Origin of the sequence: Corynebacterium stercoris, assembly GCF_024160105.1 — a bacterium.
GTDB classification, from domain to species: Bacteria; Actinomycetota; Actinomycetes; order Mycobacteriales; family Mycobacteriaceae; genus Corynebacterium; species Corynebacterium stercoris.
On sequence record NZ_JAMFTQ010000001.1, the window covers coordinates 342,494 to 366,703 of the forward strand.

Annotated in this window: 22 protein-coding genes and 2 tRNA genes; 7 read left to right on the forward strand and 17 right to left on the reverse strand. The window is 66.9% G+C overall.

Annotated features, from left to right (window positions below):
* Positions 1-20: 20 nt before the first annotated feature.
* The 4 genes from M5J20_RS01650 to M5J20_RS01665 form a co-directional block, all read right to left on the reverse strand.
* Complete coding sequence (locus M5J20_RS01650; RefSeq protein WP_253575703.1) at positions 21-611, reverse strand: ATP-dependent Clp protease proteolytic subunit; 591 nt, start codon at positions 609-611, stop codon at positions 21-23.
* A gap of 166 nt (positions 612-777) precedes the next feature.
* Positions 778-2,175 (reverse strand): trigger factor, encoded by a 1,398-nt coding sequence (gene tig / locus M5J20_RS01655; RefSeq protein ID WP_253575704.1) that lies wholly within the window; start codon positions 2,173-2,175, stop codon positions 778-780.
* Positions 2,176-2,244: 69 nt separating this feature from the next.
* Positions 2,245-2,318: transfer RNA gene (locus M5J20_RS01660), tRNA-Pro, on the reverse strand.
* 126 nt (positions 2,319-2,444) lie between these two features.
* Positions 2,445-2,519 (reverse strand) — tRNA-Gly (locus M5J20_RS01665).
* Positions 2,520-2,606: 87 nt separating this feature from the next.
* Here M5J20_RS01665 and M5J20_RS01670 point away from each other — a divergent pair.
* Positions 2,607-3,392 (forward strand): DUF1542 domain-containing protein, encoded by a 786-nt coding sequence (locus M5J20_RS01670; protein ID WP_253575705.1) that lies wholly within the window; start codon positions 2,607-2,609, stop codon positions 3,390-3,392.
* A gap of 11 nt (positions 3,393-3,403) precedes the next feature.
* Here M5J20_RS01670 and M5J20_RS01675 read toward each other — a convergent pair whose 3' ends face one another.
* The 4 genes from M5J20_RS01675 to M5J20_RS01695 are packed head-to-tail and all read right to left on the reverse strand — an operon-like array spanning position 3,404 to position 8,077.
* Positions 3,404-4,207 (reverse strand): N-formylglutamate amidohydrolase, encoded by an 804-nt coding sequence (locus tag M5J20_RS01675; RefSeq protein WP_253575707.1) that lies wholly within the window; start codon positions 4,205-4,207, stop codon positions 3,404-3,406.
* A 38-nt stretch (positions 4,208-4,245) separates the two neighbouring features.
* Positions 4,246-6,003, reverse strand: coding sequence for a glycosyltransferase (locus tag M5J20_RS11440; protein ID WP_367614838.1), 1,758 nt, complete (start codon positions 6,001-6,003; stop codon positions 4,246-4,248).
* 2 nt (positions 6,004-6,005) lie between these two features.
* A complete protein-coding gene (locus tag M5J20_RS01690; protein ID WP_253575709.1) occupies positions 6,006-7,094 on the reverse strand; it encodes a glycosyltransferase in 1,089 nt (362 codons plus the stop codon).
* Positions 7,091-8,077 carry a glycosyltransferase gene (locus M5J20_RS01695; RefSeq protein WP_253575711.1) on the reverse strand — a complete coding sequence of 329 codons (987 nt, stop codon included), beginning with the start codon at positions 8,075-8,077 and terminating at the stop codon, positions 7,091-7,093. Before M5J20_RS01695 ends, M5J20_RS01690 begins: the two co-directional genes overlap by 4 nt.
* A 77-nt stretch (positions 8,078-8,154) precedes the next feature.
* On the opposite strand from M5J20_RS01695, the gene M5J20_RS01700 reads away from it, so the two are divergent.
* Genes M5J20_RS01700 through M5J20_RS01710 form a run of 3 tightly spaced genes read left to right on the forward strand, consistent with a single transcriptional unit; the run spans position 8,155 to position 10,984 of the window.
* The gene (locus M5J20_RS01700) at positions 8,155-9,012 is read left to right on the forward strand and encodes a WcbI family polysaccharide biosynthesis putative acetyltransferase (protein ID WP_253575713.1); all 858 of its coding nucleotides are present in this window, start codon (positions 8,155-8,157) and stop codon (positions 9,010-9,012) included.
* Positions 9,009-9,902, forward strand: a complete 894-nt coding sequence (locus tag M5J20_RS01705; protein WP_253575715.1) for a glycosyltransferase family protein — start codon at positions 9,009-9,011, stop codon at positions 9,900-9,902. The genes M5J20_RS01700 and M5J20_RS01705 overlap by 4 nt, the downstream gene beginning before the upstream one ends.
* Positions 9,878-10,984, forward strand: a complete 1,107-nt coding sequence (locus M5J20_RS01710; protein WP_253575717.1) for a glycosyltransferase family 2 protein — start codon at positions 9,878-9,880, stop codon at positions 10,982-10,984. The genes M5J20_RS01705 and M5J20_RS01710 overlap by 25 nt, the downstream gene beginning before the upstream one ends.
* On the opposite strand, the gene M5J20_RS01715 is transcribed toward M5J20_RS01710, so the two are convergent.
* From M5J20_RS01715 to M5J20_RS01725, 3 genes are all read right to left on the reverse strand, one after another.
* The gene (locus M5J20_RS01715) at positions 10,985-12,130 is read right to left on the reverse strand and encodes an ATP-binding protein (protein WP_253575719.1); all 1,146 of its coding nucleotides are present in this window, start codon (positions 12,128-12,130) and stop codon (positions 10,985-10,987) included.
* Positions 12,131-12,267: 137 nt separating this feature from the next.
* The gene (locus M5J20_RS01720; protein WP_253575721.1) at positions 12,268-12,741 is read right to left on the reverse strand and encodes a ribose-5-phosphate isomerase; all 474 of its coding nucleotides are present in this window, start codon (positions 12,739-12,741) and stop codon (positions 12,268-12,270) included.
* Positions 12,742-12,767: 26 nt separating this feature from the next.
* Positions 12,768-13,388, reverse strand: a complete 621-nt coding sequence (locus M5J20_RS01725) for a mycothiol-dependent nitroreductase Rv2466c family protein (RefSeq protein ID WP_253575723.1) — start codon at positions 13,386-13,388, stop codon at positions 12,768-12,770.
* A 59-nt stretch (positions 13,389-13,447) separates the two neighbouring features.
* On the opposite strand from M5J20_RS01725, the gene pepN reads away from it, so the two are divergent.
* Positions 13,448-15,847, forward strand: a complete 2,400-nt coding sequence (gene pepN, locus M5J20_RS01730; protein ID WP_253575725.1) for an aminopeptidase N — start codon at positions 13,448-13,450, stop codon at positions 15,845-15,847.
* 3 nt (positions 15,848-15,850) lie between these two features.
* Here pepN and M5J20_RS01735 read toward each other — a convergent pair whose 3' ends face one another.
* Positions 15,851-17,002, reverse strand: coding sequence for a cystathionine gamma-synthase (locus tag M5J20_RS01735; RefSeq protein WP_253575727.1), 1,152 nt, complete (start codon positions 17,000-17,002; stop codon positions 15,851-15,853).
* Between the two features lie 144 nt (positions 17,003-17,146).
* Between M5J20_RS01735 and M5J20_RS01740 the strand changes: the two genes are divergently transcribed.
* Together M5J20_RS01740 and M5J20_RS01745 are read left to right on the forward strand one after the other, a co-directional pair.
* Positions 17,147-18,133 carry a mechanosensitive ion channel family protein gene (locus M5J20_RS01740; RefSeq protein ID WP_253575729.1) on the forward strand — a complete coding sequence of 329 codons (987 nt, stop codon included), beginning with the start codon at positions 17,147-17,149 and terminating at the stop codon, positions 18,131-18,133.
* Entirely contained in the window at positions 18,126-18,533 is a 408-nt protein-coding gene (locus tag M5J20_RS01745; protein WP_253575731.1) for a globin, read from the forward strand. The genes M5J20_RS01740 and M5J20_RS01745 overlap by 8 nt, the downstream gene beginning before the upstream one ends.
* Here M5J20_RS01745 and M5J20_RS01750 read toward each other — a convergent pair whose 3' ends face one another.
* The 5 genes from M5J20_RS01750 to M5J20_RS01770 form a co-directional block, all read right to left on the reverse strand.
* The gene (locus tag M5J20_RS01750; protein WP_253575733.1) at positions 18,534-19,160 is read right to left on the reverse strand and encodes a DUF8185 domain-containing protein; all 627 of its coding nucleotides are present in this window, start codon (positions 19,158-19,160) and stop codon (positions 18,534-18,536) included.
* Positions 19,161-19,171: 11 nt separating this feature from the next.
* Complete coding sequence (locus tag M5J20_RS01755; protein ID WP_253575735.1) at positions 19,172-19,603, reverse strand: acyl-CoA thioesterase; 432 nt, start codon at positions 19,601-19,603, stop codon at positions 19,172-19,174.
* A gap of 46 nt (positions 19,604-19,649) precedes the next feature.
* The gene (ettA, locus tag M5J20_RS01760) at positions 19,650-21,320 is read right to left on the reverse strand and encodes an energy-dependent translational throttle protein EttA (RefSeq protein ID WP_253575737.1); all 1,671 of its coding nucleotides are present in this window, start codon (positions 21,318-21,320) and stop codon (positions 19,650-19,652) included.
* A gap of 98 nt (positions 21,321-21,418) precedes the next feature.
* Positions 21,419-22,006 (reverse strand): single-stranded DNA-binding protein, encoded by a 588-nt coding sequence (locus M5J20_RS01765; protein ID WP_253575738.1) that lies wholly within the window; start codon positions 22,004-22,006, stop codon positions 21,419-21,421.
* Between the two features lie 172 nt (positions 22,007-22,178).
* Entirely contained in the window at positions 22,179-24,164 is a 1,986-nt protein-coding gene (locus M5J20_RS01770) for a bifunctional copper resistance protein CopD/cytochrome c oxidase assembly protein (RefSeq protein WP_253575740.1), read from the reverse strand.
* Positions 24,165-24,210: the final 46 nt, after the last annotated feature.

Here is a 24,210-nt window from a genome sequence, read left to right on the forward strand (position 1 = left end):
CTTGAATCTCCTTAGGTGTCCTAGTTGCCGACAGTGCCGTCGACGGCCTGGGTAGCGCTCTCGATGACGTGGTCGACGATGCCGTATTCCTTCGCCTCCTGGGCGGTGAACCAGCGGTCGCGGTCAGAGTCCTTGGTGATCTGCTCGAAGGTCTGGCCGGTGTGCTCGGCGATCAGCTCCGCCATCTCGCGTTTCGTCTGCGCAAACTGCTCCGCCTGGATGGCGATGTCGGCTGCGGTGCCGCCCACGCCTGCCGACGGCTGGTGCATCATGATGCGCGCGTGCGGCAGCGCGTAGCGCTTGCCCTTCGTACCGCCGGAGAGCAGGAACTGGCCCATGGAAGCGGCCAGGCCCATGCCGTAGGTGGCGATGTCGCACGGGGAGTACCGCATCGTATCGTAAATCGCCATGCCGGCGGTCACGGAGCCGCCCGGCGAGTTGATGTAGAGCGAGATGTCCCGGTTCGGGTCCTCCGCGCTCAGCAGCAGGATCTGGGCGCAGAGCTTGTTGGCAATCTCGTCGTCCACCTCCTGGCCCAGGAAGATAATGCGCTCACGCAGCAGGCGCTCGTACACCGAGTCGCCCAGGTTCATGCCGTTCGGCGATGTCATAGGTTTACAACCCCTTCTTTCGTTTCTGCATTATTAACGCCCCCACCCTACCCGCGCGTTCCCGCACGCCCACGAAGTTCGCTGCCGGCTAACGCAGGTGACACTGAAGCCCCGGCGCCGCGCTTCAAGCGGGTCTCCGGGGCTTCACACGCTTTCCGACGTTCGCTTACTGCTCGTCGGCCGCGTCCTCGACTGCCTCGGTGGTCTCGGCCTCGGTGGCCTCCACGATCTCCTCGTCCTCCTCGATCTCGCCGAAGTACTCGTTCGGATCGACGGACTCGCCGTTCTCGTCGGTGACGGTGGTGCGGGCGATGGCGGCAGCCAGTGCCTTACCGCGGCGCACGTCGGAGAAGAGGTTAGCAATCTGGCCGGACTGCTGCAGCTGGCCCACGAACTGCGCCGGGTCCATGCCGTAGGACTGCGCGGTGAACAGGATGTGGTCGGTCAGCTCCTCCTGGGTGACCTCCGGCTCCTCCTGCTCAGCGATGGCGTCGAGGAACAACTGGGTGCGCACGGACTCCTCGGCCTGCTCGCGGGTCTGCTTGTCGAACTCCTCGCGGGTGGTGCCCTGCGCCTCGAGCAGCTGCGCCAGCGCGGCCTCGTCGTGCGCGAGCTGGCCGAGCAGCTGGTGCTGCTGGTTGTGCACCTGCTCGTCCACGATGGACTCCGGCAGCGCGAACTCGACCTGCGCCAGCGCGGCCTTCAGGACCTCGTCGCGGATATCCGCAGCCTGCTGGGCCTTTGCGTTCTCCTCGAGCATGGTGCGGGTGTTCTCGCGCAGCTCCTCGACGGTGTCGAACTCGGAGGCCAGCTGAGCGAAGTCGTCGTCCAGCTCCGGAAGCTTGCGCTCCTTGGACTGCTGAACGGTCACCTTGATGGTGGCCTCCTCGCCCTTGTGCTCGCCGTGCTCGATGGTGGTGGTGAACTCGGCTTCCTCGCCGGTCTTCAGGCCCTTGATGGCCTTGTCCAGGCCCGGGATGAGATCGTCGGAGCCGATCTCGTAGGTCAGGCCCTCGGAAGATGCGTCCTCGAGCTTCTTGCCGTCGACCTCGGCGTGGATGTCGATGACGGCGAAGTCGCCCTTCTTCATCTTGCGGTTGGTGTCCTTGAGCTCCCCGAAGCGCTCGCGCAGGCTGGTCAGCTCTGCCTCGATGGCGTCTTCGTCGACCTTCAGCGCCGGAACGGTCACGTTGATGGCGGAGAAGTCCGGGACGGTGATCTCCGGGCGGACGTCGATCTCAGCGGTGAACTCGACAACGTCGTTGTCCTCGAGCTTGGTGATCTCGATTTCCGGCTGGTTCAGCGGGTTGAGGTTGCGCTCGGCGAGCGCCGCCTCGTAGCGGGTCGGCAGCATGTCGTTGACGACCTGCTCCAGGATCGGGCCGCGGCCAAAACGAGCGTCGATAAGCTGGCGCGGGGCCTTGCCACGGCGGAAGCCGGGGATGGTGACCTGCTGCGCGATCGCTGCGTAGGCCTGGTCGATCTCCTTGCCCAGCTCGTCGAACGGGACAGAGACGGTCAGCTTGACCCGAGTGTCGCTGAGCTTATCGACGGAAGTCTTCACGGATTACTCCTGTATCTCTCTTTGCCTAAACTTCTGCAGCAGCCCCCGCGTGATGCGGGACTGCCCCTGTCGGGGCGACAGGATTTGAACCTGCGACCCCCTGCTCCCAAAGCAGGTGCGCTACCAAACTGCGCCACGCCCCGTGAAGCCTGTGTGACTCACGTCGGCCAATTGTAGCGGGCAGCAAATACCGCCGAAGTTGGGGGCGGGTAAACGCTGGACCAGGGAAACGGAAAGGCCGGTCCACGCGACGCGCGACCGGCCAAAATTGGAGGGAATGACGGGAATCGAACCCGCGTCTTCAGCTTGGAAGGCTGAGGTATTAGCCACTATACGACATTCCCAAGTGGTGAAACTGCGTTAGAACTGTAGCGCAGGACGACCGTGGCGGGCAAAACCTCGCGCCCCGCGGTCTCGCTATGCTTTGGGGCATGAACCTACTTCTCCTCCTTGCCCTCTGCGGCGGCCTCTACTTCCTGTTCGCCTCCAACAACGGCCAAGGCGGTTCCCGCAAACAGATTGAGCAGCGGGAGCAGGTCCAACTGCAGGACGCGCTGGCGGATGCGAAGCGCTGGACCGACCGCCTGGGCTCCCAGGTGCTCAACCTCTCCGGCAACGATGCCGCGTCCACGCAGGCGATGGCCGACGCTTCCGAGCGCTTCAATGCCGCCTCCGCCGGCCTGGCCGAAGCGCGCACTGTGAAGCAGGCGATGCTCGCCCGCGAATCCGCGCTTGAGGGCCTGCACTACGTGAACGCGGCCCGCGAGATCATGGGAATGCCCGCAGGCCCCGCACTGCCGGAGCTTGAGGGCCAGCGCCAGGCGGGCCGCGTGACTGAGGAGCGCACAGTGCGCCAGGAGGACGGCTCCACCGTCACTGCGTCCCCGCACGCCTCCTCGCAGACGCCGCACTACTACCCCGGCGGTATGGTTGCCGGCCGCCCAGTGCCGGCCGGCTGGTACTCCACCGCGTGGTGGGCGCCGGCCATGATGACCGGCATGTGGGCTGCGAGCTCGATGATGTTCTATTCCGCAATGTTCGCCGGCATGGCAGGCACCCCGTCCCCAGCCGAGTTCGAGGCTGGCGACATGGGCGACATGGGCGATATGGGTGCCGGCGACATGGGTGACATGGGCGGCGACTTCGGCGGCGGCGATTTCGGTGGGGATTTCGGGGGCGATATGGGCGGCGGGTTCGACTTCGGCTTCGACTTCTAAGCCGCTCGCAGCTACTGCGGGCGCCCCATCTCGGTGCCGGCGATCTGCTCAGCCGCCGCGATGACCTCACCCAACGCCTCCGCGGCACGGGTGGCGGATTCGGAGCCCGGGGCGAGGAGGTCGTCGCGCACCTCGAACATGATGCCCAGCACGCGGGCGTTCATCTCGAAGCCGACGGGGATGTAGACGCCGGTGAACGGGGTGTTTCGCTCCACCTTGAAGCCGGCCCGAGCGAAGATCTCGGCTGCGGTGTCGGTGAGGATTGCCGGCGAGTGCACGGAGTGGGTGCCAATGCAGACGTCGGGAAGCAGCTTGCCCGCGTGGATGCGGTACTCCTCCGGCTGGTTGCCGTAGGAGTGTACATCCACAATCACGGCGCCGCCGGTCTCGCGGAGTCGGCCGCCCACGACATCGGCGACGGCATCGTTGTAGGGGTGGAAGTATTGAGCCTTGAGTGCGGCATCGTCAAAACCAAGGGGACGCAGCAGGCCGCCGTCAGTCATGCGGGTGTACACGGCCCCGCGGCCGGAGGCGTCCATCGAGTCGCGCTGGTTGTAGAAGCGGCCCGGATCAGCGACGAGGCGGGAAATGCCGCTCACCACGCTCCAGGCGCGCCCGCCGGCGAACTCGCGCGCCGCCTCGGCCAGGGTGTCCGTGCCGGTGTCGGTGACGCGGTCCAGTTCCACCTCGACCTGCTCCGGGGTGGCGACGAATTCGGCGGCCACCTCCTCGGGGATGTGACGGGAGGCGTGCGGTACGTGCAGGATCACGGGGCAGTCTTGCGCGCCCTCGTCGATGGCGAGGTGGCTGTACATACCCCGAAGCGTAAAGCCGTTTCGGGTTTTGTGCTGGGTTAGCGGCGCTGCCAGGTGCCGTCGGCAAGCGTGATTGCCCCGGCTTCCTCGAAGGCTCGCAGCCAGCCCTCCATCGGCCACTGCCCCCATTTCTCGTGGAACGTGGCGGCGTTGGCCAGGATGTCGTCGAGGTGCTCCCACGGCGGGGAACTGACGGGGTGCCACTGGTGGAAGGCGTGGGCGCCGCCGACCCAGTAGAGCTCGATGCCGTGCTCGCGCAGCTGCCAGGCGAAGTCGGTGTCCTCGCCGCCGTAGCCGGAGTAGGCGGTGTCGAAGCCGCCGAAGTCCCGCTCGATGCGGCGCCACGTCCCTGCGGTCATGGCGAAGGAGAGGGACCAGAAGAGGTTGTAGTCGTCCGCGCGCACCAGCTCACCGGGGGCGGGGTTGGGGCGCGCCGGGTGCGGGTCCGGGCGCACGGTGCGCAGCTCGCCCTCCTTCATGTAGGTCACGGGGCCGGCAACCACCGCGTCCGGGTACTCGGCGAGCGCGCGCACGTAGTGGGTGACCAGGTCGCCGGAGGCCACGCAGTCCGCGTCGAGGAAGATGAGGATCTCCGCCCCGCGCTCGATGGCCGTCGCCGCAGCGAGGTTGCGCGCGGCGGCCAGGTTGCGGCCGTCGCCGGGCAGCGCCACGACGTGGCTCTTCGGCACCGCCTTGCGCAATATGTCGGCATCGGCGAGCGCCACGGTGATGTGGTCGGTGCCCTCGGGCTTCAGGTTCACCTGGTGGGTGAGGTGCCCGGCGCGGTTCGCGTCCGCCAGCGTCACCAGGACGATTGCGCTTGCCGACGGATCTAAAGCGACCTCCTCGATCACCGCCGCCGCGCGGTCGGCAGCACCCTCGGTTTGCCAGCGGGACCAGTCGGCGCCCAGGGCGGCCGCCTCGGCGAGTAACGCAGGCCACTGCTCGGCCGGCGGGAACGTGTCGGGCACGACGGCGAGGCCGGCATCGGCGAGCGTCTTCGCGTTGCGTTTCTGTTCGATGAAGGGCCGCGGCTGCGGCAGCAGAATGGCGGGGGCGCCGGTGACGGCGATGTCCGCGATCGAGTTCTGGCCGCCCGCGGTGACCACCACCCCGGCGCGCTGCAGCAGCTCGGTCGGGTCGTCCACGCGGTTGTCGCCAGTGAGGAACGTGAACGTGTACTCGGGGCAGGCCCGTTCGACGGCCTCCCAGTCCTCCGGTTCCCAGGTGGAGCCGCCCTGCCCCGCCATCACCACGACGTGGTGCGGGTCGCGCTCGATGCCCTTCAAAGGAGTGAGCCTGGAAATGCCGCCGACGGCGTGGAGCCGGTCCGCGTGCGCGGCGAGGTGCTCCGGCACCGGCACCCAATCGGGCCAGGCGGCGATCAACGCGTCCGCCTGGGCGTAGCCGAGCTGGTGGGGCGCGTCGTCGCGCAGGCCCGGCATGGCGTGGGCGATCACGGGGACACCCATCAACCGGATGAACACCCCGACTTCCACGGACACGTCGACGTAGAAGGCATCGGGGGCGTTGTCGGCGATCCAGGTGGCAATCGTCGCGAAGCGGTCGCGCAGCCCCGCGTTACCGTAGGGGGCGTAGTGCAGCGTGCCGCCCGCGGTCATGGCGCGGCCGTGGTGGCCGTGACCTGCGTCGTCGGCAAGCAGAACGTCCCCGGACGGCGCGGTGGAGAGGATCACGGCGCGGTGGCCGCGGCGGGTGAGCGCCTGCTGGATTTCGCGGCAGCGCTGGATGTGGCCGGAACCGTGGTGGTGGGCGTAGATGCCGATGGTGGCCATGGTCAGGCTGCCTCCGTGAACATGTGCTGCACCTTGCGGTACAGCTCGACATAGGTGCGGGCGGTCTGGGTCAGGGAGTGGTTCGCCACTACCCAATCGCGCACGGCGGCGCGGTCGATGCGTTGGGCGCGGTGGATGGCGCGGGCGAGGGCTGCGACGTCGTCCGCCGGAGCGAGGGCCGCGGGAGCGCGGCGCAGCAGTTCACCCATCCCGCCGCGCTCGAAGGCGGCAACCGGCGTGCCGCAGGCCATCGCCTCGAAGGCGACGAGACCGAAGGGCTCCTCCCAGCGCGGGCTCACCACGGCGACGCAGGAGTTGGCCACCAGCGCGCGCAACTCAGCGTGGGACATCGCGTCGTGCCAGGTAGCTACACCGGGGGCCAGGCGCGGGACGATCTCCTCGCGGAAGTAACGGTGGTCGCCGTTGCGCCCCGCCAGCACCAGCTCCACCCCGGCGGCGCGGCAGGCATCCATTGCCAGGTGAGCACCCTTTTCCGGCACGAGGCGGCCGAACCACACCGCGCGCGGGCCGCCCGGGCCCGGCTGCCACGTGGACACGTTCACGCCGTTCGGGATCACGGCCGCCGAGTACGGGAGTTTCCAATCCTTGGCCGTCGTGTGGCTCACGGCAACAAAACGCCCGGCTCGCGGACCGGCCGCCGTGATCGCGGCCTGGAGCTCGTCCACGCATGGGGTGTGCAGCGTGGTCACCATCGGCAGCGGGGCCTGGCTGTGCTCGCCGGGGAAGATCAGCGGGTTGAGGCTGTTGTTGTGCACCACGTCGTACTTGCGGGCCACTAGCAGCTCGCGGAGCTGCACAAACGCGGCGTCCTCGCGCTCCTTCCCGCCCTCCGGGTAGGTGGTGTCGGTCGCGTCCTCCGGGTGCTCGCCCCAGTCCACACCGGGCAGTTCAAAGCTCTTGCAGTTGCCGTCGGAGCCGGCGGCCGCGAAGAAGTCCACCTCGTGGCCCAGTCCGCGCAGCGCGTTGACCATCGTGTGGCAGAACGCCTCGAGCCCGCCCGCGTAGGGTTCCCGCACCGGGTAGCGGGCGGGGCCGATGAACGCGATTCGGAGCGGTGTCGCTTCCGTCATCGCGCACCACCCGCAAGGTTCTCGTAGATCGCTGCGTGCGCCGCGACCACTTCATGCAGCTGAGCCTCCCGATCCCCGACGTACGGCACGCCGCCGCGGGCGAGCAGCTCCTGCGCTGCGCGGCCGGCTGCGCGGCCATCCCCCGCCGGGTATTCCGCCACCGCTTCCGGCGTATCCGCCTGGCTGGCGTAGCAGCCGCAATCGGGCACCGCGACGGGCGTGCCGTGGTCGCGGCACATTTCCAACCAGCCGGAATGCGTGCCGCGGGTGTACGGCAGCACGCACGCGCCGGCGCTGGCGACAGCGGCGAACAGCGCTTCGTCGCCGTACGGCTCGTGCACGATGAGGCGCAGGTTCGCCGTCTCCGCAAGCCCGGCGCGCAGCTCGGCCGTCGCGGGCACGTCGTGCGCGTGCACATCCACCGGCACCTCGGCGGCGATGTCGCGGTAGAACGCCGGGTCCGCCACCACGTTGCCGCGCAGGGACTTCACAAACACCGCCGCCCGCGCACCGCGCTCGGCGCGCACCGGGGCTTCCGCAATGCGCGGGTGCTTGACGACGATCGGTTCCTCCACCCCGTAGTCCGCCCGCAAAACCTCCGCCGCGCACTCCGTCAGCGTGAGGGTCGCCGCGGCGGCGTCGACAAGCACCTGCAAGCGCTCGTGGTGCTCGCGCTGATCCTCCAAGTGGGGGTTATCCAAGTCGTGCACGGTGACCACCAGCGGGACCGGGAGCGCCGCCACCATGTCCCGGATCTCGTCCGGGGTGTAGTGCTCGAAGCCGAAATGCACGTGCAGGATGTCGGGGTAGTCTGCAGGGTCCAGCTCCCGCCAGTACTGGGCGGTGAACGCGGGGTGCGGCCACCAGTTGCCGTCGATGTCCGGGTCGGGCAGGTACGCCACACCTGCAGGACGAATTGCCTGCGTATACGGGTGATTCGCCGGGATCGAGAGGACCCGCACGGCGCGGCGGTTGGAACTCACTCCATTAATATAATCTCTTTCGCATCTTTAGTGGCCATCCGCAGTTTTCGCGCCCACACCGTTGCTACTGTGGGCGCATGCCCGTGCTTACAGTCGTCGGCAATTGCCAGGCCGAATCCACCCGGCGGCTCCTCATGTCCACCGGAGAGTTCGAGTCCGAGCGCATCAAACCGGTGCATGAAATCGAGCCGGAGGACCTCGGCTGGTTCACCGAGCTGCTCGCGCGCACCGATGTGTTGGTGACGCAGCCGATCCGCGACGATTACCGCGGGGTGCCCGTCGGCACGTCGCAAATGCTCGCCCACCTGCCTCGCGGCGCACGCCACGTCGTGGTGCCGGTGATGCGCTTCGACGGCCTCATGCCCTACCAGGCGATCATCCGCAATCCGGAAAACACGTCCGAGAACCCGCCCGTGGTTCCCTACCACGACCTGCGAATCCTCGCGGCCGCGGCCCGCGGGCTCGACAACCCGGCCAACCCGGAGCCCTCACCCGAGGCACTTCGCCGCGCCGCCGCGATGAGCGTGGAGCAGATCAGCATCCGCGAGCACGCCCACGGCTCGGTGGTGATCTCGGATTACCTGGCCACGTCGCCGGTGTGGCACACGGTGAACCACCCGGACAACGCCTCGTTGGCGGTGCTGGCCACCCGCGTGCTGCGCGAGCTGGGCATCAGCGCCGACCCGCTGTTGCCGGATTACGAGATGCTGGGCCAGCTCGATGCGCCCATCAACGCCCCCTCCGCCGCCGCACTCGGGGTCGCCGTCACCGGCCGCGACGAATGGCGCGACAGGAGCACGGGGCGTATCGACGCTTTCGAGATCGCCAGCGCACAGCTCGAGTACTACCGCCGGCGCCCCAGCGTGGTGGAGCACGGGCTGGTCCGCCACGCCGAGCGCATCGCCAACCTGGGACTTTTGGAGGCGCGCCCATGATCCACCTCATCGTCGGCCCCGCCGCCCACGGCGTGACCGCCTACGCACTGCAGCTCGCCGATGCCCTCGGCACCGTTGACATCGTCCGCGAAGAGACCTTCACCGAGGCCCCGCTGCCGGATGGGCCGATCCACGTCGCGTTCACCGACCATCTCTTCGGGGCGGGCCCGGACGCAGCCGTCGAGACGCTCCTTGCCCGGGTGGGTGAGCGCCCGCTGTCGGTGAGTTTCCACGACGTGCCGCAGCCCGAGGAGGGTGCGGAGCGTTTCGCTAGGCGAGCTGCCGCTTACCAGCGCCTTGCCGCGGCCGCCGACGTGGTGGGGACGAACTCCGAGCACGAGGCGCGCTTTTTCGACGCGCCGAGCAGCGTGATCCGTCTGCCGATCCCTCAGGTGCACTCCGAGTTCGATCCGGAGCCCGGCACCGTGGGCGTGCTCGGCTACCTCTACCCCGGCAAAGGCCACGAGTACCTCATCGCTGCGCTGGACGGCAGCGGGTACCGGCTGCGCTTCCTCGGCGCGGTGTCCAAGGGCCACGAAGCGTGGGCGGAAGAGCTCGCCCGGCACGCGGAGATCACGGGGTGGCTGAGCGATGACGAGCTCGCCGCCGAGATGGGCCGCATCGAGATCCCGGTGTGCGCGCACCGGCACTTCTCCGCCTCCGGTTCGCTGATGACGTGGCTCGGTGCCGGGCGCACCGTGCTGGCCACGGATTCGGACTACACGCGCGAAATCGACGCGTGGCTGCCGGGCCGCATCACCCGGGTGAGCGGCTCGTGGCGCGACGCCGTCGATGCATTCCAACCCGAAGTTCTGGACCCGCCGCGCTACGGCTGGGCCGATGTCGCAACCGCCTGGGAGGACGCATGGCATTCAGCTGGCCTCGAGTAAGCGTGGTGATCCCCCACTACAACGCGCCCGATTCGCTGGCGCGGGTCGTGGAGGCAGTACGCGCGCAGGACTACGCGGGCGAGGTGGAGATCATCGTCGCCGACGACGGCTCCGAGGCACTGCCCCAAATCCCCGGCGTGCGCCTGGTACAGCAGGAGGACCTGGGCTTTCGCGCGGCTGCCGCCCGCAATCTGGGTGCCGCCGCCGCGACCGGCGACGTGCTCGCATTCCTCGATGCCGATACCGTGCCGGAGCCCGGCTACCTCTCGGCCGTGGTGCCGCACGTTGTCGGCGACCACCGCGCCGTGGTCGTGGGCGCGCGTCTCACAGGCGCCGATCGCACTGAGCCGCAGTGGCTTGCCGACGCCTGGGACGCAACCGACAACCTCCGCACCGCCGACCACACGTCGTGGCGCTATGTCATCTCTGCCGTGCTGACCTGCAGCAAGGAGTTCTTCGACGAGGTCGGCGGCTTCGACGGCACCTTCATCGGCTACGGCGGGGAGGATTGGGAATTCGGCTTCCGCGCGTGGAATTCGGGCGCGACGCTCGTGCACGAGCCCGCGGCGGTCGCGGTGCACCCCGAGGAGGACTTCGGCTCGCGTTTCGACGATCCCTCGCAGCGCATCCGGGTGAAGAACGCCGAATCGCTGGCGCTGGCGCGGCGCATCTCGCACCCGCTCGCGCGCCCGGAGAGTGTGATCTTCCCGGACTTCGACATGACCGTTGCCGTGCCGGAGCTGGGGGGCGAGGGCGTGCTCGAATTCATCGTCGCCGAGTGGTTGAAAGTCGGCGCCCACGTGCAGGTGGCCGAGGTACCGGAGCTCTTCAGCGCCGACCCGCGGGTGGGCACCGAGCCGGTTGACGCGCGCGTCCACGTCGCGATCGGCGCCGCGTGGGCCCCGCAGGACATGAGTGTGCTACTCGCCGCCGAGCACGTGCTGTGCCCCGACGGCACCATGCTGCGCACCCGACGCGCCGCCGCGCTCGCACTGGAACCCGCCGCGGCGCGCCCTGAGGACATCGGGCTCACTCCGGTCACGGGGCCGCTGCAGCTCGAGCGCTACTTCGCCGGCTGGTAGTTACAGCGCCGCCCGGCGCGCCAGGAAATCGAAAGCGTTGATCTGCTCCACATGACCTGTTGCGAGCGGGAGCCGGTCCCCGGTGAGTAGCACGCAGCGCGCACCCGGCGGCAGGCCTCTGAACGAGGAGAGCTCGCGTTCAAGCACCCGCTCGTCGAGCGCCGTGAGCGCGACCTGAATGAAGAGCTCGGTGTCGTCTCGGCGGGCAAAGAAGTCGATCTCGCCGCCGGAACCTACCCCGGTGAAAACCTCGTAGCGCTGGCGAAGTAGCTCGAGATACACCTGGTTCTCAAGATCGTGCCCGGTGTTGGAATTTCGCCGGCCAGTGAGCGCGTCGCGCAGACCCGCATCCACCCAGTAATACTTCGGTGTCGACTTCAACCAACCTCGGCCGCGGGTGTCGTAGCGATGGCACGGGTAGATGAGGTGCGCGTCGGCCATCAACTTAAGATAGCGGTCAACGGTGTCGGTACTTACGGGGGTGCCGGTGGATTTCAGCGTGTTGGCAATCTTGTTCGCAGACAACGGTGAGCCGGCGTTATCCAGAACAAAAGAAGCCACCTTAAGGAATACGGCAGTATCGCGGACATCGCCGCGCAGGGCGATGTCCCTCGTGAAGATTGAGTCGAAGAGATCGCGGTTGAGCTGCCTCGTCAGCTCGGGAGACGGTGCCAAAACGCTGCGCGCAAAACCGCCCGTGACCATCCACTGCTGGTAAGACGTTTCAACGTGCTCTGTTTCCGGCGTGGCGGTGAAATGCCGGTATTCCTCGAGGGAAAGCGGAAACACCTCGATCGAGACGTAGCGGCCAGCCAAATAGGTCAGCCCCTCTCCCGCGAACATGGAGGCGTTGGATCCCGTGACGCAGATCTCCAAGTCCTGCGATGCTCTCAGAGAATTGATCACTCTCGCCCATTGGTCGAGCTCCTGCACCTCATCCACGTGCAGGTGGGTCACACCCCCGGTTACCGCGTCCCGCACGTGCTCGTGGAAGACGTGCGCATCACGCAACGGATCGAAGGCCAAATCCTCGAAATTGATGGTGAGGATCGCGGCAGGATCAACTCCACGATCCACGAGGTGCTTGCGGTAGAGCTGGAGCAACGTCGACTTGCCGCTGCGCCGCACGCCCGTAATCAGGCGCACTAGGTCAGGGCTGTCGACTGCGGTGAGCTCGTCCAAGTACTGCGGGCGGGGAAAAAGTTGCACGATTTACGATCATAGTCGTAAATCTTCGCGAAACACGAGGACTTTACGAACGTAATCGTAAATCTCAGGCGTCGTTACGCGCCCGGCACCTCAGGGGCTTCACCGGTGCGCTCGTACTCGGCGAGGATATCGATGCGGCGCTGGTGGCGCTCCTCCTCGCTCCACGGCTGGGTCACGAAGGCGTCGACGATAGCCAGCGCCTCCTCCTCGGAGTGCATCCGGCCGCCGATGCCGATGAGCTGCGCGTTGTTGTGCTCGCGGGCGAGCTTCGCGGTCTCGACGGACCAGGCGAGAGCGCAGCGCGCACCCTTCACCTTGTTCGCGGCGATCTGCTCGCCGTTACCGGAGCCGCCGAGCACGATGCCCAGGGAGCCCGGATCTGCGACGACAGCCTCAGCTGTGGCGATGCAGAATGCCGGGTAATCATCCGCGGCATCGTACTCGTGGGCACCGCAGTCGGTGACCTCGAAGCCCTTGGCCTCAAGGTGGGCCTTGATCTGGTTCTTCCGCTCGAATCCGGCGTGGTCTGCACCTAGGTAAATACGCATGGTGCCCATGCTACCCGGCGGCGAGTTTAGGACTCCTGGACCTGCGGGCCCTCGGTGCGGGAGCGTTTGAGCTCGAAGAAGTACGGGAAGGAGGCCAGCTTGACCGACGCATCGAACAGCTCGCCTGCCTCCTCGCCGCGTGGCACGCGGGTGATCACAGGGCCGAAGAACGCGGTGTCGCCGAGCTGCACCACCGGAGTACCCACGTCGTCTCCCACCGCCTCCATCGCGCGGGCGTGAAAACCGCGCAGCAGATCATCGGCGTCCTCGGTGTTCGCCACCTCGGCGTAGTTCGCCGGCAGGCCGACCTTCTCGAGTGCGGCGGCAATGACCTCGTCGTACGCCCCGTATCCCTGCTTCCCGCCTTCGCCACCGGGGTGCACCATCTCGCCCATCACGGTGTAGAGCTCATCGATCTTCTCCGGCGCTTCCGCCTTCACTTTGGCGAATACCCGTGCCGGGCCCCAGTTCGCCTCCATCATCTTCATGTAGTCGGCGGGCAAATCCCGACCGTCGTTCAGCACGGCAAGGCTCATGGGAACCCAGTCCACGGCCACGTCGCGGACCTGCTCAACTTCCTTCATCCAGCGGGAAGTCTGCCAGCAGAAGGGGCAGGAAACGTCGAAGTAAAAGGTCACGTTTTGCATGCGCCCCACTGTAGACACACTGCGCGGGCGTGGGCGGCGGCGCAGGTATGTTGGTCCGCATGAAGACGAACCTCACACGCGCCGACGCACAGGCGCGCAAGCAGCTGATCGATAACGTCCACTACGACATTCACGTCGACGTCAACGGCCGCGAGCAGTTCACGTCGCACACCGTGGTCACCTTCGATTCCAAGGCAGGCGAGACCTTCTTCGACCTGGTGGCGGACGAGTTCTCGGCCACCCTCGACGGCCAGCCGACCGACGGCCGCACCCTCCCGCTCACCGAGGGCCGCCACGAACTGGTGGTGGACGCCACCATCACCTACAACCGCACTGGTGAGGGCCTGCACAAGTTCACCGACCCCAAGGACGGCAAGGACTACCTGTACACCCAGTTCGAGCCGGCAATGGCGATGAAGGTGTTCGGCTGCTTCGACCAGCCGGATCTGAAGGCCACCTACAGCGTGCACGTCACCGCGCCGGAGTCCTACACCGTGGTGCTCAACGAAGCGGCTGTCCGCGAGGGCAACACCTGGTCCACCGAGATCACGTATCCGCTGTCTACCTACCTCATTGCGATTGTGTCCGGCGAGTACGAGCACGTCACCGACACGTACGTGGATGAGCAGGACGGCCGCGAGATCCAGCTGGGCCTCTACGCCCGCGCCTCCCTCATCGAGCACATGGATGCGCAGCGCCTGTTCCAGCAGACGAAGGACGGCTTCGACTTCTACCACGCCAACTTCGGCCGCTCCTACCCCTTCGGCGACAAGTACGACCAGATCTTCTGCCCCGAGTACAACATGGGTGCCATGGAGCACGTCGGCGCGGTGACCTACCGCGACGAGTACATCTTCACCTCCGAGCCGACGCCGCACCGCGTCGAGCGCCGCAACGACACGATCCTCCACGAGATGGCGCACATGTGGTTCGGTGACCTGGTGACCATGCAGTGGTGGGATGATCTGTGGCTCAACGAGTCCTTCGCCACCTGGTCCGCCGCCACTGCGCAGACGGGCATCGGCGAGTACCCGGATGCGTGGGTGACCTTCGCCGCAATTGAGAAGGCGTGGGCCTACAGCCAGGACCAGCTGCCGTCCACCCACCCGATCGCCGCGGACGCGCCGGACATTGAGACCGCGGAGCAGAACTTCGACGGCATCACTTACGCCAAGGGCGCCAGCGTGCTCAAGCAGCTGCAGGCCTACGTGGGCTACGACGAGTTCTTCGCCGGCGTGCGCAAGCACTTCGACAACCACGCCTACGGCAATGCGACGTTCGACGACCTCCTCGGTGCGCTCGAAGAGGCCTCCGGCCGCGACCTCTCCGACTGGGCCGACCAGTGGCTGCGCACCACCGGCGTCTCCCGCCTGTACCCGGAGGTCACCGACACCAGCTTCACCGTGGTCCAAGAGGCGGACACCATTCGCACGCACCGCGTGGGCGTGGGGCTGTACTCGCTTATCGACGGTCGTGTGCAGCGCACCCACGCAGTGCGCGTCGACATCGAGGGCGAGCGCACCGAGATCCCGGAGCTGGCCGGCATCGAGCACGACCTTGCGCTGGTCAACGACGAGGACCTCACCTACTGCAAGATGGGCCTGACTCCCGAGCACCAGGAATTCGTGCTCGAGCACCTGGGCGAGATCGAGGACCCGCTCGCGCGCACCGTGTGCTGGTCCGCCATGTGGGAAGCCACCCGCGACGGCCTGCTGCCGGCCCGCAAGTTCGTGCAGCTCGTAGCGCGGTTCGCGCCGTACGAGACCCACCCGAGCGTGCAGGAGCGCGTGCTGCACCAGGCAATCCAGGCCGTCAAGCACTTCGTGGACCCGGCGTGGCAGGGCGAGGGCTTCGATCTGCTCAACGAGGCCTACCGCGGCGCGGAGCCGGCATCGATCTTCGACCGCGCCCTGGCCCGCGTGACCCCGAACGAGGAAACCGTGGCCTACCTCAAGAAGCTGCTGGAAACCGCGCCGGCGTCCAACCAGGAGGTGCGCTGGCTCGCGCTGACCAGCCTCATCGCCGCCGGTGAGCTGCCGCTTGCAGCGGCAGACGAGGAGCAGGACGATTCCAACGAGGGCGCTATCTCGCGCCTCCGCGCCCGGGCGACCGTGGATAAGCGCTGGGCGTGGGACAAGCTGGTGAACGAGGACCTCACCAACCTTGAGGCGCGCTACCTCATGGACGGCCTGTCCTTCAACCACACCGGGCTGGAAGGCCTGTCCGACGAATACTTCCGCGTCGCGCCGGGCCTGTGGGACCGCCTGACCAACGAGATGGCGCAGCGCACCCTCGAGGGCATGTACCCGCTGTGGGATGTGTCCGAAGCAGGCGTCGATAAGGCGAACGCCCTGCTGAACGACGAATCGGTGCCGGCCGGCCTGCGCCGCATCCTGGCCGAGGGCCAGGACCGTGTCGCCATGGCTGTGCGCAACCGCCAGGTCGACGCGGCGAGCTAGGGCTTAGAGCCGCGCGAGCGCCTGCTCGAGGTCGGCGATGAGGTCCGCCTCGTCCTCGATGCCGACCGAAATGCGCACCAGCTCGCGCGGCACCTCCAGGGCTGAGCCGACCACGGCGAGGTGCGTCATGGTGGCGGGGTGCTCGATGAGGCTCTCGACGCCGCCGAGGGATTCCGCCAGGCAGAACAGCTTGGTGTTCATGCACAGCGCCTTTGCCTGCTCCTCCGTCTGCATGAGCACCGAGACCATGCCGCCGAAGCGGCGCATTTGCTTCTTGGCGATGTCGTGCCCGGGGTGCGTCGGCAAGCCCGGGTAGCACACGCGGGCCACGGCATCCTGGCCGGAGAGGAACTCGGCGACTGCCTCCGCGTTGTCGCAGTGGCGCTCCATGCGCACCGGCAGCGTCTTCAGGCCGCGGGCGGTGAAGTAGGCGTCGAACGGCGACGGCACAGCGCCCACCCAGCCGAAGAAGAAGCGCAGGTGCTCCTCGAACTCCGGGTCGTTGCCGCACACGACGCCGCCGATGACGTCGGAATGGCCGCCGATGTACTTCGTGGTGGAGTGCAGCACCACGTCGGCCCCGAGGGTGAACGGCTGCTGCAGGTAGGGGGACGCGAACGTGTTGTCCACCACCAGGGTCGCCCCGCCCTTGATAGCGGCGATCGCGGCCACGTCGACGATGTCCAGCAACGGGTTCGTCGGCGTTTCCACCCAGATCACCTTGGTGTTCGGCTGCACCGCGGCCGCGACTTCCTGCGGATCCGTCATGTTCACCACAGTGTTTTCCACACCCCACTGGGTGAAGATCTGCTGGATCAGGCGGTAGGTGCCGCCGTAGGCGTCGGAGCTGATCACGATGTGATCGCCCGGCTTGAGCAGAATGCGCAACACCGTGTCCACGGCCGCCATGCCGGAGGAGAACGCCACCGCGTACTCCGAGCCCTCGAGACCGGCTACCGTCTTCTCCAGCGCGGTGATGGTCGGGTTGCCTACTCGGGTGTACTCGTAGCCGCCACGCAGCTTCGCCAAACCATCTTGGGCGAAGGTGGTGGACGCGTAGATCGGCGTATTAATCGGCCCGTAGAGGCTGTCCGGCTCGTAGCCTGCGTGGATGGCGTTCGTGGAGGGCCCGGAGGCCGTGGCACCGTTGGTCAACGTTGTCGCCTTTCGTCATCTGCTGCGTTCACGTCTGTTGAGGCAACAGTAGACCAAGCTGTCCATTCGCGGGCATCCTCGCCGATTTATATGCGCCGGGCGCTGCTCGGCCGCCGAGTGGGGCGCAGCGTAGACTCTGCAGCGATGTTTACCCCACAGCTGACTCCCCTGGCCGCCGCCGGCGCCGATGCGATCAACGACATCGAAGATTGGATCAAGGACCCGCAGACCCGCGACATTTTCGTCGAGCGTCCCCTGTGGATCCTGCTGATCCTGATCATCGCGATCGTGCTCCAGATGGTGCTCAACCGCATCATCAACCGTGCCGCCAAGCGGTCGATCGCCAACCCGGGCGGCACCATCGCGCTGCGCCGCGGGGACGATGAGGACGGCGACAGCCCGCAGGCGCGTGCCCAGGAGCAGCGCCGGCAGGCTCGCATCAGGACGCTGGCTAACGTGGGGCGCTCCGCGGTCGCGATTGTGATCTGGGTGTGGGCCGCCATGGCGATCCTGGACCAGCTCGGCGTGAACGTCGCACCGCTGGTCGCGTCTGCCGGTGTCGTCGGCGTGGCCGTCGGCTTCGGCGCGCAGTCGCTGGTAAAGGACTTCCTTTCCGGCATGTTCATGCTGATTGAGAACCAGTACGGCGTCGGCGACGCGGTGCAGATCGGCGACATCTCCGGCACCGTCGAGCATATGACGATGCGCATCACCACGGTGCGCGACATCGACGGCACGCTCTGGTACATCCGCAACGGCGACATCGAGCAGGTGGGCAACCAGTCCGACGTGTACTCCGTTGCCCGCCTCGAAGTACCGATTTCCCTGCTCAGCGACCCGTCCGACGCCGCGCAGGTCATCGAGCGGGCGTGCTCAGCCGCGGTGCGCGACGAGAAGATCGCCGCCTCCGTCATCGGCCAGCCGGAGGTGCTCGGCGTGTCCAGCTTCACCCCGGACCACCTCACCTACCGCGTCAGCGTGAAGACCATGCCCGGCGCGCAGTGGGCCGTGAGCCGCCACCTCTACGAGGAGGTCCTCGAGGCGCTGCAGGCCGCCGGCGTGATTCTGCCGGGCCTGGAGCCGCGCAAAATCATCAACGTCGAGCCGACCGAGGAGGCACACCGTGACTAGCCCGCAGGAGCAGACGCTTTTCGACGCCGTCGGAGGCGACGAATTCTTCCGAAAACTGGTCAGGGGTTTCTACGACCAGGTCAAACAGGACGATCTGATCGGCCCGATGTACCCGGACGATGACTGGGAGGGTGCGGAGGACCGCCTGCGGTGGTTCCTGGAGCAGTACTGGGGTGGGCCGCGCACCTACCAGGCCGAGCGCGGCAACCCGATGCTGCGCCGTCGCCACTTACCCTTCCCCATCGGCGAGCCGGAGGCAGACCGCTGGCTGGAACTCATGGGTCGCTCGCTGGAGCAGTTCGACGACGAGGACCTCGCGCCGCTGTACCGCGCGCAGCTGTGGAACCACATGCAGCGCGTGGCATACATGATGATCAACCAGGGCCCGCGCGCCTATTAACTAGACCAAAAGCCCGAGTCCCGCGTTGCGGTAGACGCTGCCGAAGGGCGCGTCGAGGCGCACCCAGCGCCCCGCGGTGGACACCCGCAGGTGGCGTGGGATGTGCTCCGGGGCCTCGAACCCGGGGATGAGCCCGAGCGCGGTGCACGTGAAGATCATCCGCATCGGGATCTTCACGGGGTCCGCGGAATCGGCATCGGCGGTGAGCACGATGCCGTCGAGCAACGATTTCGGGGGACCTGCGGGACCGGAGAATTGCCTGGCAAGGGCTCTGCCTTCGTCCGCAAGCGAGCGCGCGGCGGCCACCGGCACGGTGTCGCGCGCGGTGAAACCCTGGGCTGGGGGCAGGGCACCCGGCCAGGAGGCGTCGCGGGCCGGGCCGATGTCGCGCGTGCCCGCTTGCAGTGCTGCGAGGAGTTCGGCGGCGGAGACCGCGGCACCGTCGCGGGAGGCGCGCCCTGCCACCCGGCGCGCGGCGATGCAGTCGAAGGGGGTGGTGACGAAGACGTCCACGCCCCCGCCCGCGACCTGCTGGAAGCGCGCGGCGGCGAGCTGATCCAGCCCCACCGCGCGGCCCACCAGCGCCTGCAGTCCCCTACTTCCCTCGGTGACCTCGAGCCACTCCATGTCGCTGATGGCTACTGCTCGTTGCTCGCCGCGACGCGGGTGAGGATGCCGATCTCTTTTTGGGTGATCTGGCGCGGGGTGGTTGTGACGGTATCCACCGTCACCTGCACGCACTCGATAGAGCAGCAGATGCGCCCCTGCTCATCCTTCACGTCCTGGTGGGTGGTGAAGGAGGTGTTGCCCACGCGCGCCACGTGCGTCTCCACCGTGACCACCGCCGTGTTCGGCAGCAGCGGGCGGACGTAATCCGCCTCGATGCGGCGCACGAACACGGTGAAATCGTTGCCGTCGCCGTAGAAGAACTCGCGGGCGAACGCGATGCGGGCCTCCTGGGCTATCTCGATGTAGGCGGCGTTGGTGACGTGCCCGTTGCGGTCGAAATCGCCCCAGCGCAGCGGCACCTGGTGGATGTGGATGTTCTCGGCGGCACCGGCGTCAGCCATGGCAAAACCCCTTCATTTGAAAGCTGTACTGACTCGCTCGTTAAGCCTAGCGGGTCAGCTTGCGGTGCGTGACGCGAGACGGCTTCGCCGCCTCCTCGCCGAGACGCTCCACCTTGTTCTTCTCGTAGTCGCCGAAGTTGCCTTCGAACCAGAACCACTTGCCTTCTTCGATGTTGCCCTCCCACGCCAGGATGTGGGTGCAGGTGCGGTCCAGGAACCAGCGGTCGTGCGAGATTACCACGGCGCAGCCCGGGAACTTCTGGAGAGCATTCTCCAGGGAACCGAGGGTTTCCACGTCGAGGTCGTTGGTCGGCTCATCGAGCAGGATCAGGTTGCCGCCCTGCTTCAGCGTCAGCGCGAGGTTCAGGCGGTTGCGCTCACCGCCGGAGAGCACCTTCGACGGCTTCTGCTGGTCCGGGCCCTTGAAGCCGAACGCGGACAGGTACGCGCGCGACGGCATCTCGTTCTGGCCCACGGTGATGTAGTCCAGGCCGTCGGAAACGACCTCCCACACCGTCTTCTCCGGGTCGATGTTGGCGCGGTTCTGGTCCACGTAGGACAGCTTCACCGTCTCACCGACATCCACCGAGCCGTCGTCCGGCTCCTCCAGGCCCACGATCGTCTTGAACAGGGTGGTCTTACCCACACCGTTCGGGCCGATGACGCCGACGATGCCGTTGCGCGGCAGGGTAAACGACAGATCCTTGATCAGCACGCGGCCGTCGAAGCCCTTGTCCAGGTCGTTGACCTCAACGACCTTGTTGCCCAGGCGCGGCGGGGTCGGGATCTGGATCTCCTCGAAGTCCAGCTTGCGGTACTGCTCCGCCTCGGCCGCCATCTCTTCGTAGCGCTCCAGGCGAGCCTTGTTCTTGGCCTGGCGGGCCTTCGGCGAGGAACGAACCCACTCCAGCTCGCTCTTCAGGCGCTTCTGCAGCTTCTGATCCTTTTTGCCGGCCACCTCGAGGCGCTCGGCCTTCTTCTCCAGGTAGGTGGAGTAGTTGCCCTCGTACGGGTAGAGCTTGCCGCGGTCCACCTCGCAGATCCACTCCGCGACATTGTCCAGGAAGTAGCGGTCGTGGGTAATGGCCAGCACGGCACCCGGGTAGGACTGCAGGTGCTTCTCCAGCCACAGCACGCTCTCCGCATCCAGGTGGTTGGTGGGCTCGTCGAGCAGCAGCAGGTCCGGCTCAGAGAGCAGGAGCTTCGCCAGTGCTACTCGACGCCTCTCACCACCCGACAGGTTGGTTACCGGCGCGTCGGACGGCGGGCAGCGCAGCGCCTCCATGGCCTGCTCGATCTTGGAGTCGACCTCCCACGCGTCGGCCGCGTCGAGCTCCTCCTGCAGCTTGCCCATCTCTTCCATGAGCTCGTCGGAGTAGTTGGTGGCCATCTCCTCGGCGATCTCCTCGAAGCGCTGCTTCTTGGCGAAGATCTCGCCCAGGCCCTCTTCCACGTTCTCGCGGACAGTCTTGTCCTCGTTCAGCGGCGGCTCCTGCAGGAGGATGCCCACCGTCGCGCCCGGCTGAAGGAATGCCTCGCCGTTGTTCGGCTGGTCGATGCCGGCCATGATCTTCAGCAGCGACGACTTACCGGCGCCGTTCGGGCCCACGACGCCGATCTTGGCGCCGGGGTAGAAGGCCATGGTGACGTTGTCCAGGATGACCTTCTCACCGATAGCCCGACGGACGTTTTTCATCGTGTAGATGAATTCAGCCACGTGAAATCCCCTTTTGGAAAGTGGTGGAACAGTTTTCCCAAAGGGTACATCACGCCCCTTGCACCGGCTGCGGCGCGATTCGCAGCCGGGAGCGCGGGCTAGAACGGCACTGAAGCGTTCGCTTCCTCACCCCCGTCCCCCTGCGTCGCGTCGTCCGCGAACGACGGCGCACCCGCCATCAGCGGCTCGCGCTCCTCTTCCTCGCGGCGCTGCGCCTCGAAGTCGAAGGTGGCGGCGTCGTGCGCCTGCATCTCCTCCGAGCCGGGCAGCGTGTGCGTCATCGTCTCCGTCTTCACACTGTTGACCTGGAAGTTCGACAGGTTGAAGGCCACCTGGGAAGCGATGATCACAATCTTGGAGCGCATCGCCGTGGTCTCCTTGCCCTCCTTGTCGTAGATGGTTTCCTGCCACGATTCCGTCACCAGCTTGCCGGTGACGGTCACGGGGTGGCCGCGGCGAAGCGACATGCGGCAGTTGTTCGCCAGCTTCCCCCAGCACTTCACGTCGATGTACAGGTGGTCGGTGTCATCCCAGACTTGGTCGCCGTTGGGGGCTTTCCTCTCCGTCTTGAAGCGCCGCGACGCGGCCAGGCGGAAGCGTGCTAGCTGGGTTTCGGACGGCGGGTAGGTGTTGAAGCTCGGGTCTTCGGTCAGGTTGCCCTGGATGGTCACGTAGGTAGCGCCCATGGTTCAAAAATCCTTTTCGGTTGGGTGTGTGCATGTGCGGTGCAATCGAACGTCGTCATGCGTGTGCTCGATGCACCTGCAGAGTCGCACGGAACCGAAACGCTTGAAAGGGCGCGGGCCGACAGCCTGTGGATAGCGATTTTTCTATCCACAGGTTATTGAAAACGTGCAGCTAGTGGCGGGTGTAGGAGGAGAGCATCTCGTTGTAGCGTCGCCACTCCTCGTCGTCGTTCTCCTCCGCGATGCGGTCGGTTTCGCGGGACTCGGCACGGTCCTCGGCGAGCCACTGCCAGAACAGCACGCCGAAGACGATGACCAGCGGGAAGGAGCCGGACGCCCACGCGATGCCGCCGCCGACCTTCTGATCGGCCAGCAGGTCTGGGTTCCACGGCAGGGCGAGGGTGGTGTAGAAATCCTCCGCCATCACGATGTTGAGCTGCATGAGGTAGACACCCATGAACAGGTGGATCGGCATGGAGATCCACAGCCACGCCAGGCGGACCTTGGCTGACGAGCGTCCCGGGATTTCGTCCGGGCCGATGAGCTCCCAGAAGTAGAAGTAGCCGGACGCCATGAAGACGCCGTTCATGATGACGTGGCCGGCGTGCTCCGAAATCAACAGCTCGTAGAGCGGGATGAACATGTACATGACGTAGAAGAACACCAGGAACTGCACGAGGCTGACCGGCGGATACGTGACAATCCGCACGAAGCTGGAGTGCTGGAAGCTCTCCGCCCACATCCGCGGGTTGAACTCGCCCGCCGGGTACGCCTCGCGCACCAGCGTCAGCGGCGCGCCAAGCACGAGCGCCACCGGCACACCCATGGACAGAATCATGTGCACCGTCATGTGCGCCGAGTAGGACGCGGGCATGTGCATGCCAATGCCCGAACTGAGCGTGACGACGATCGTGGCGCAGCCAATCAGCCACCACACCGTGCGCGAGGTTTTCCAGCCCTCGACGCGGCGCGTGAGATGCAGGTAGTAGCCCGCCATGAGCAGCGCCATCACGCTGTAGAGCAACTCGAAGCGCCACTCCGTCACCCAGTTCGTCCAGGTGAGCGGCTCGGTGAGGTTGTAACCCATCTGCACCTGCATCTGGGTGAGGTTGACCTCCCGCGGCGGGGGCGGCGGCGTGCGCCCGAGCGTGGCGGCGAGGCCGGCCACGGCAGCCATGAGGATGACTTCGCCGGCGGCGAGGCGGGTGAACGCGCGCGGCTGGGTTGCAAGCTTCGGGATGGTGACCTGGCGGTGCCAGTACCCGATGCCGCCGAGCAGCAGCAGTCCGATCACTTTGGCGACGAGCACCCACCCGTAGTGGTACTGCGTGAGGTCCTCGAAACGCACGCGCACCGCCGCGTTGACCACGCCGGAAATCAGCATGCCCGCAAACGCGAAGAGCGCGATGTTGGAGTAACGCCGCGCAGCCTGCCCCATGTGCGGGCCCAGCCGGCGGCCGTGCGCCACCAGCGCCATCAGCCCGCCGACCCACAGGACCATGCACAGCAGGTGCCAGATGAAGGAGTTCGTGCCGTAATCGTGGTTGCCGCCGGAGGCGGAGTGGCCGGACAGGCCCAGCGGCATGACGGTCACCACCGCGCCGCCGAGCAGCGCCACCTGGGGCCACCAGTGCGTGGCGAGCAACCCGCACAGCGCCACCACCGCCGCGAACGCCGCGACAACCAGCCACACCTGCGCGTCGTTGACCTGGTTCAACGCCGTGGACCAGGCACCGACGGAGAAGAATACGGTGCTCAAGGGTTGGCCGGAGACGTCGGAAAGCACGAGCGGGATCATCGCCAAGCCGATCACCGCCAGCCCCGCCGAGGCCCAGGCACCGGTGCGCGACGCAACCATGCCGTCCACCGTGAGCGCCGCGCCGTTGAGATCCTCGCCGCGTGCCGACGGCGGGATCAAGAACGCCGAAAAGAGGAACGAGCCCACCGCGAGCGCCGCGAGCATCCACGCCGCGCCGCGCATCGCGGGAAGGCCGAACGTGGTGGCGGGGCCCGGATCCGGGATGCCGAGCGCGGCGAGCGACTCGCCGACGAAGCTCTGCGCAACCGCACCGGCGAGCACCGCCGCCACCAGCACCGCCGCGATGTAGAACGGCCACGACGGACGCGCCGCTGCCTTGGTGCGCACTTCCTCTCCCATACGCCTCACCCTACTTTCGCGCGGTTTAAGGGCATAACCGGCTCTG

Excerpts from the sequence above, each read along its gene's own strand:
- M5J20_RS01650 (WP_253575703.1), bottom strand. The coding sequence starts at position 611 with ATGACATCGCCGAACGGCATGAACCTGGGCGACTCGGTGTACGAGCGC.
- M5J20_RS01670 (WP_253575705.1), top strand. The coding sequence starts at position 2,607 with ATGAACCTACTTCTCCTCCTTGCCCTCTGCGGCGGCCTCTACTTCCTG.
- M5J20_RS01675 (WP_253575707.1), bottom strand. The coding sequence starts at position 4,207 with ATGTACAGCCACCTCGCCATCGACGAGGGCGCGCAAGACTGCCCCGTG.
- M5J20_RS11440 (WP_367614838.1), bottom strand. The coding sequence starts at position 6,003 with ATGGCCACCATCGGCATCTACGCCCACCACCACGGTTCCGGCCACATC.
- M5J20_RS01690 (WP_253575709.1), bottom strand. The coding sequence starts at position 7,094 with ATGACGGAAGCGACACCGCTCCGAATCGCGTTCATCGGCCCCGCCCGC.
- M5J20_RS01700 (WP_253575713.1), top strand. The coding sequence starts at position 8,155 with ATGCCCGTGCTTACAGTCGTCGGCAATTGCCAGGCCGAATCCACCCGG.
- M5J20_RS01705 (WP_253575715.1), top strand. The coding sequence starts at position 9,009 with ATGATCCACCTCATCGTCGGCCCCGCCGCCCACGGCGTGACCGCCTAC.
- M5J20_RS01710 (WP_253575717.1), top strand. The coding sequence starts at position 9,878 with ATGGCATTCAGCTGGCCTCGAGTAAGCGTGGTGATCCCCCACTACAAC.
- M5J20_RS01720 (WP_253575721.1), bottom strand. The coding sequence starts at position 12,741 with ATGCGTATTTACCTAGGTGCAGACCACGCCGGATTCGAGCGGAAGAAC.
- M5J20_RS01725 (WP_253575723.1), bottom strand. The coding sequence starts at position 13,388 with ATGCAAAACGTGACCTTTTACTTCGACGTTTCCTGCCCCTTCTGCTGG.
- pepN (WP_253575725.1), top strand. The coding sequence starts at position 13,448 with ATGAAGACGAACCTCACACGCGCCGACGCACAGGCGCGCAAGCAGCTG.
- M5J20_RS01740 (WP_253575729.1), top strand. The coding sequence starts at position 17,147 with ATGTTTACCCCACAGCTGACTCCCCTGGCCGCCGCCGGCGCCGATGCG.
- M5J20_RS01750 (WP_253575733.1), bottom strand. The coding sequence starts at position 19,160 with ATGGAGTGGCTCGAGGTCACCGAGGGAAGTAGGGGACTGCAGGCGCTG.
- M5J20_RS01755 (WP_253575735.1), bottom strand. The coding sequence starts at position 19,603 with ATGGCTGACGCCGGTGCCGCCGAGAACATCCACATCCACCAGGTGCCG.
- M5J20_RS01765 (WP_253575738.1), bottom strand. The coding sequence starts at position 22,006 with ATGGGCGCTACCTACGTGACCATCCAGGGCAACCTGACCGAAGACCCG.
- M5J20_RS01770 (WP_253575740.1), bottom strand. The coding sequence starts at position 24,164 with ATGGGAGAGGAAGTGCGCACCAAGGCAGCGGCGCGTCCGTCGTGGCCG.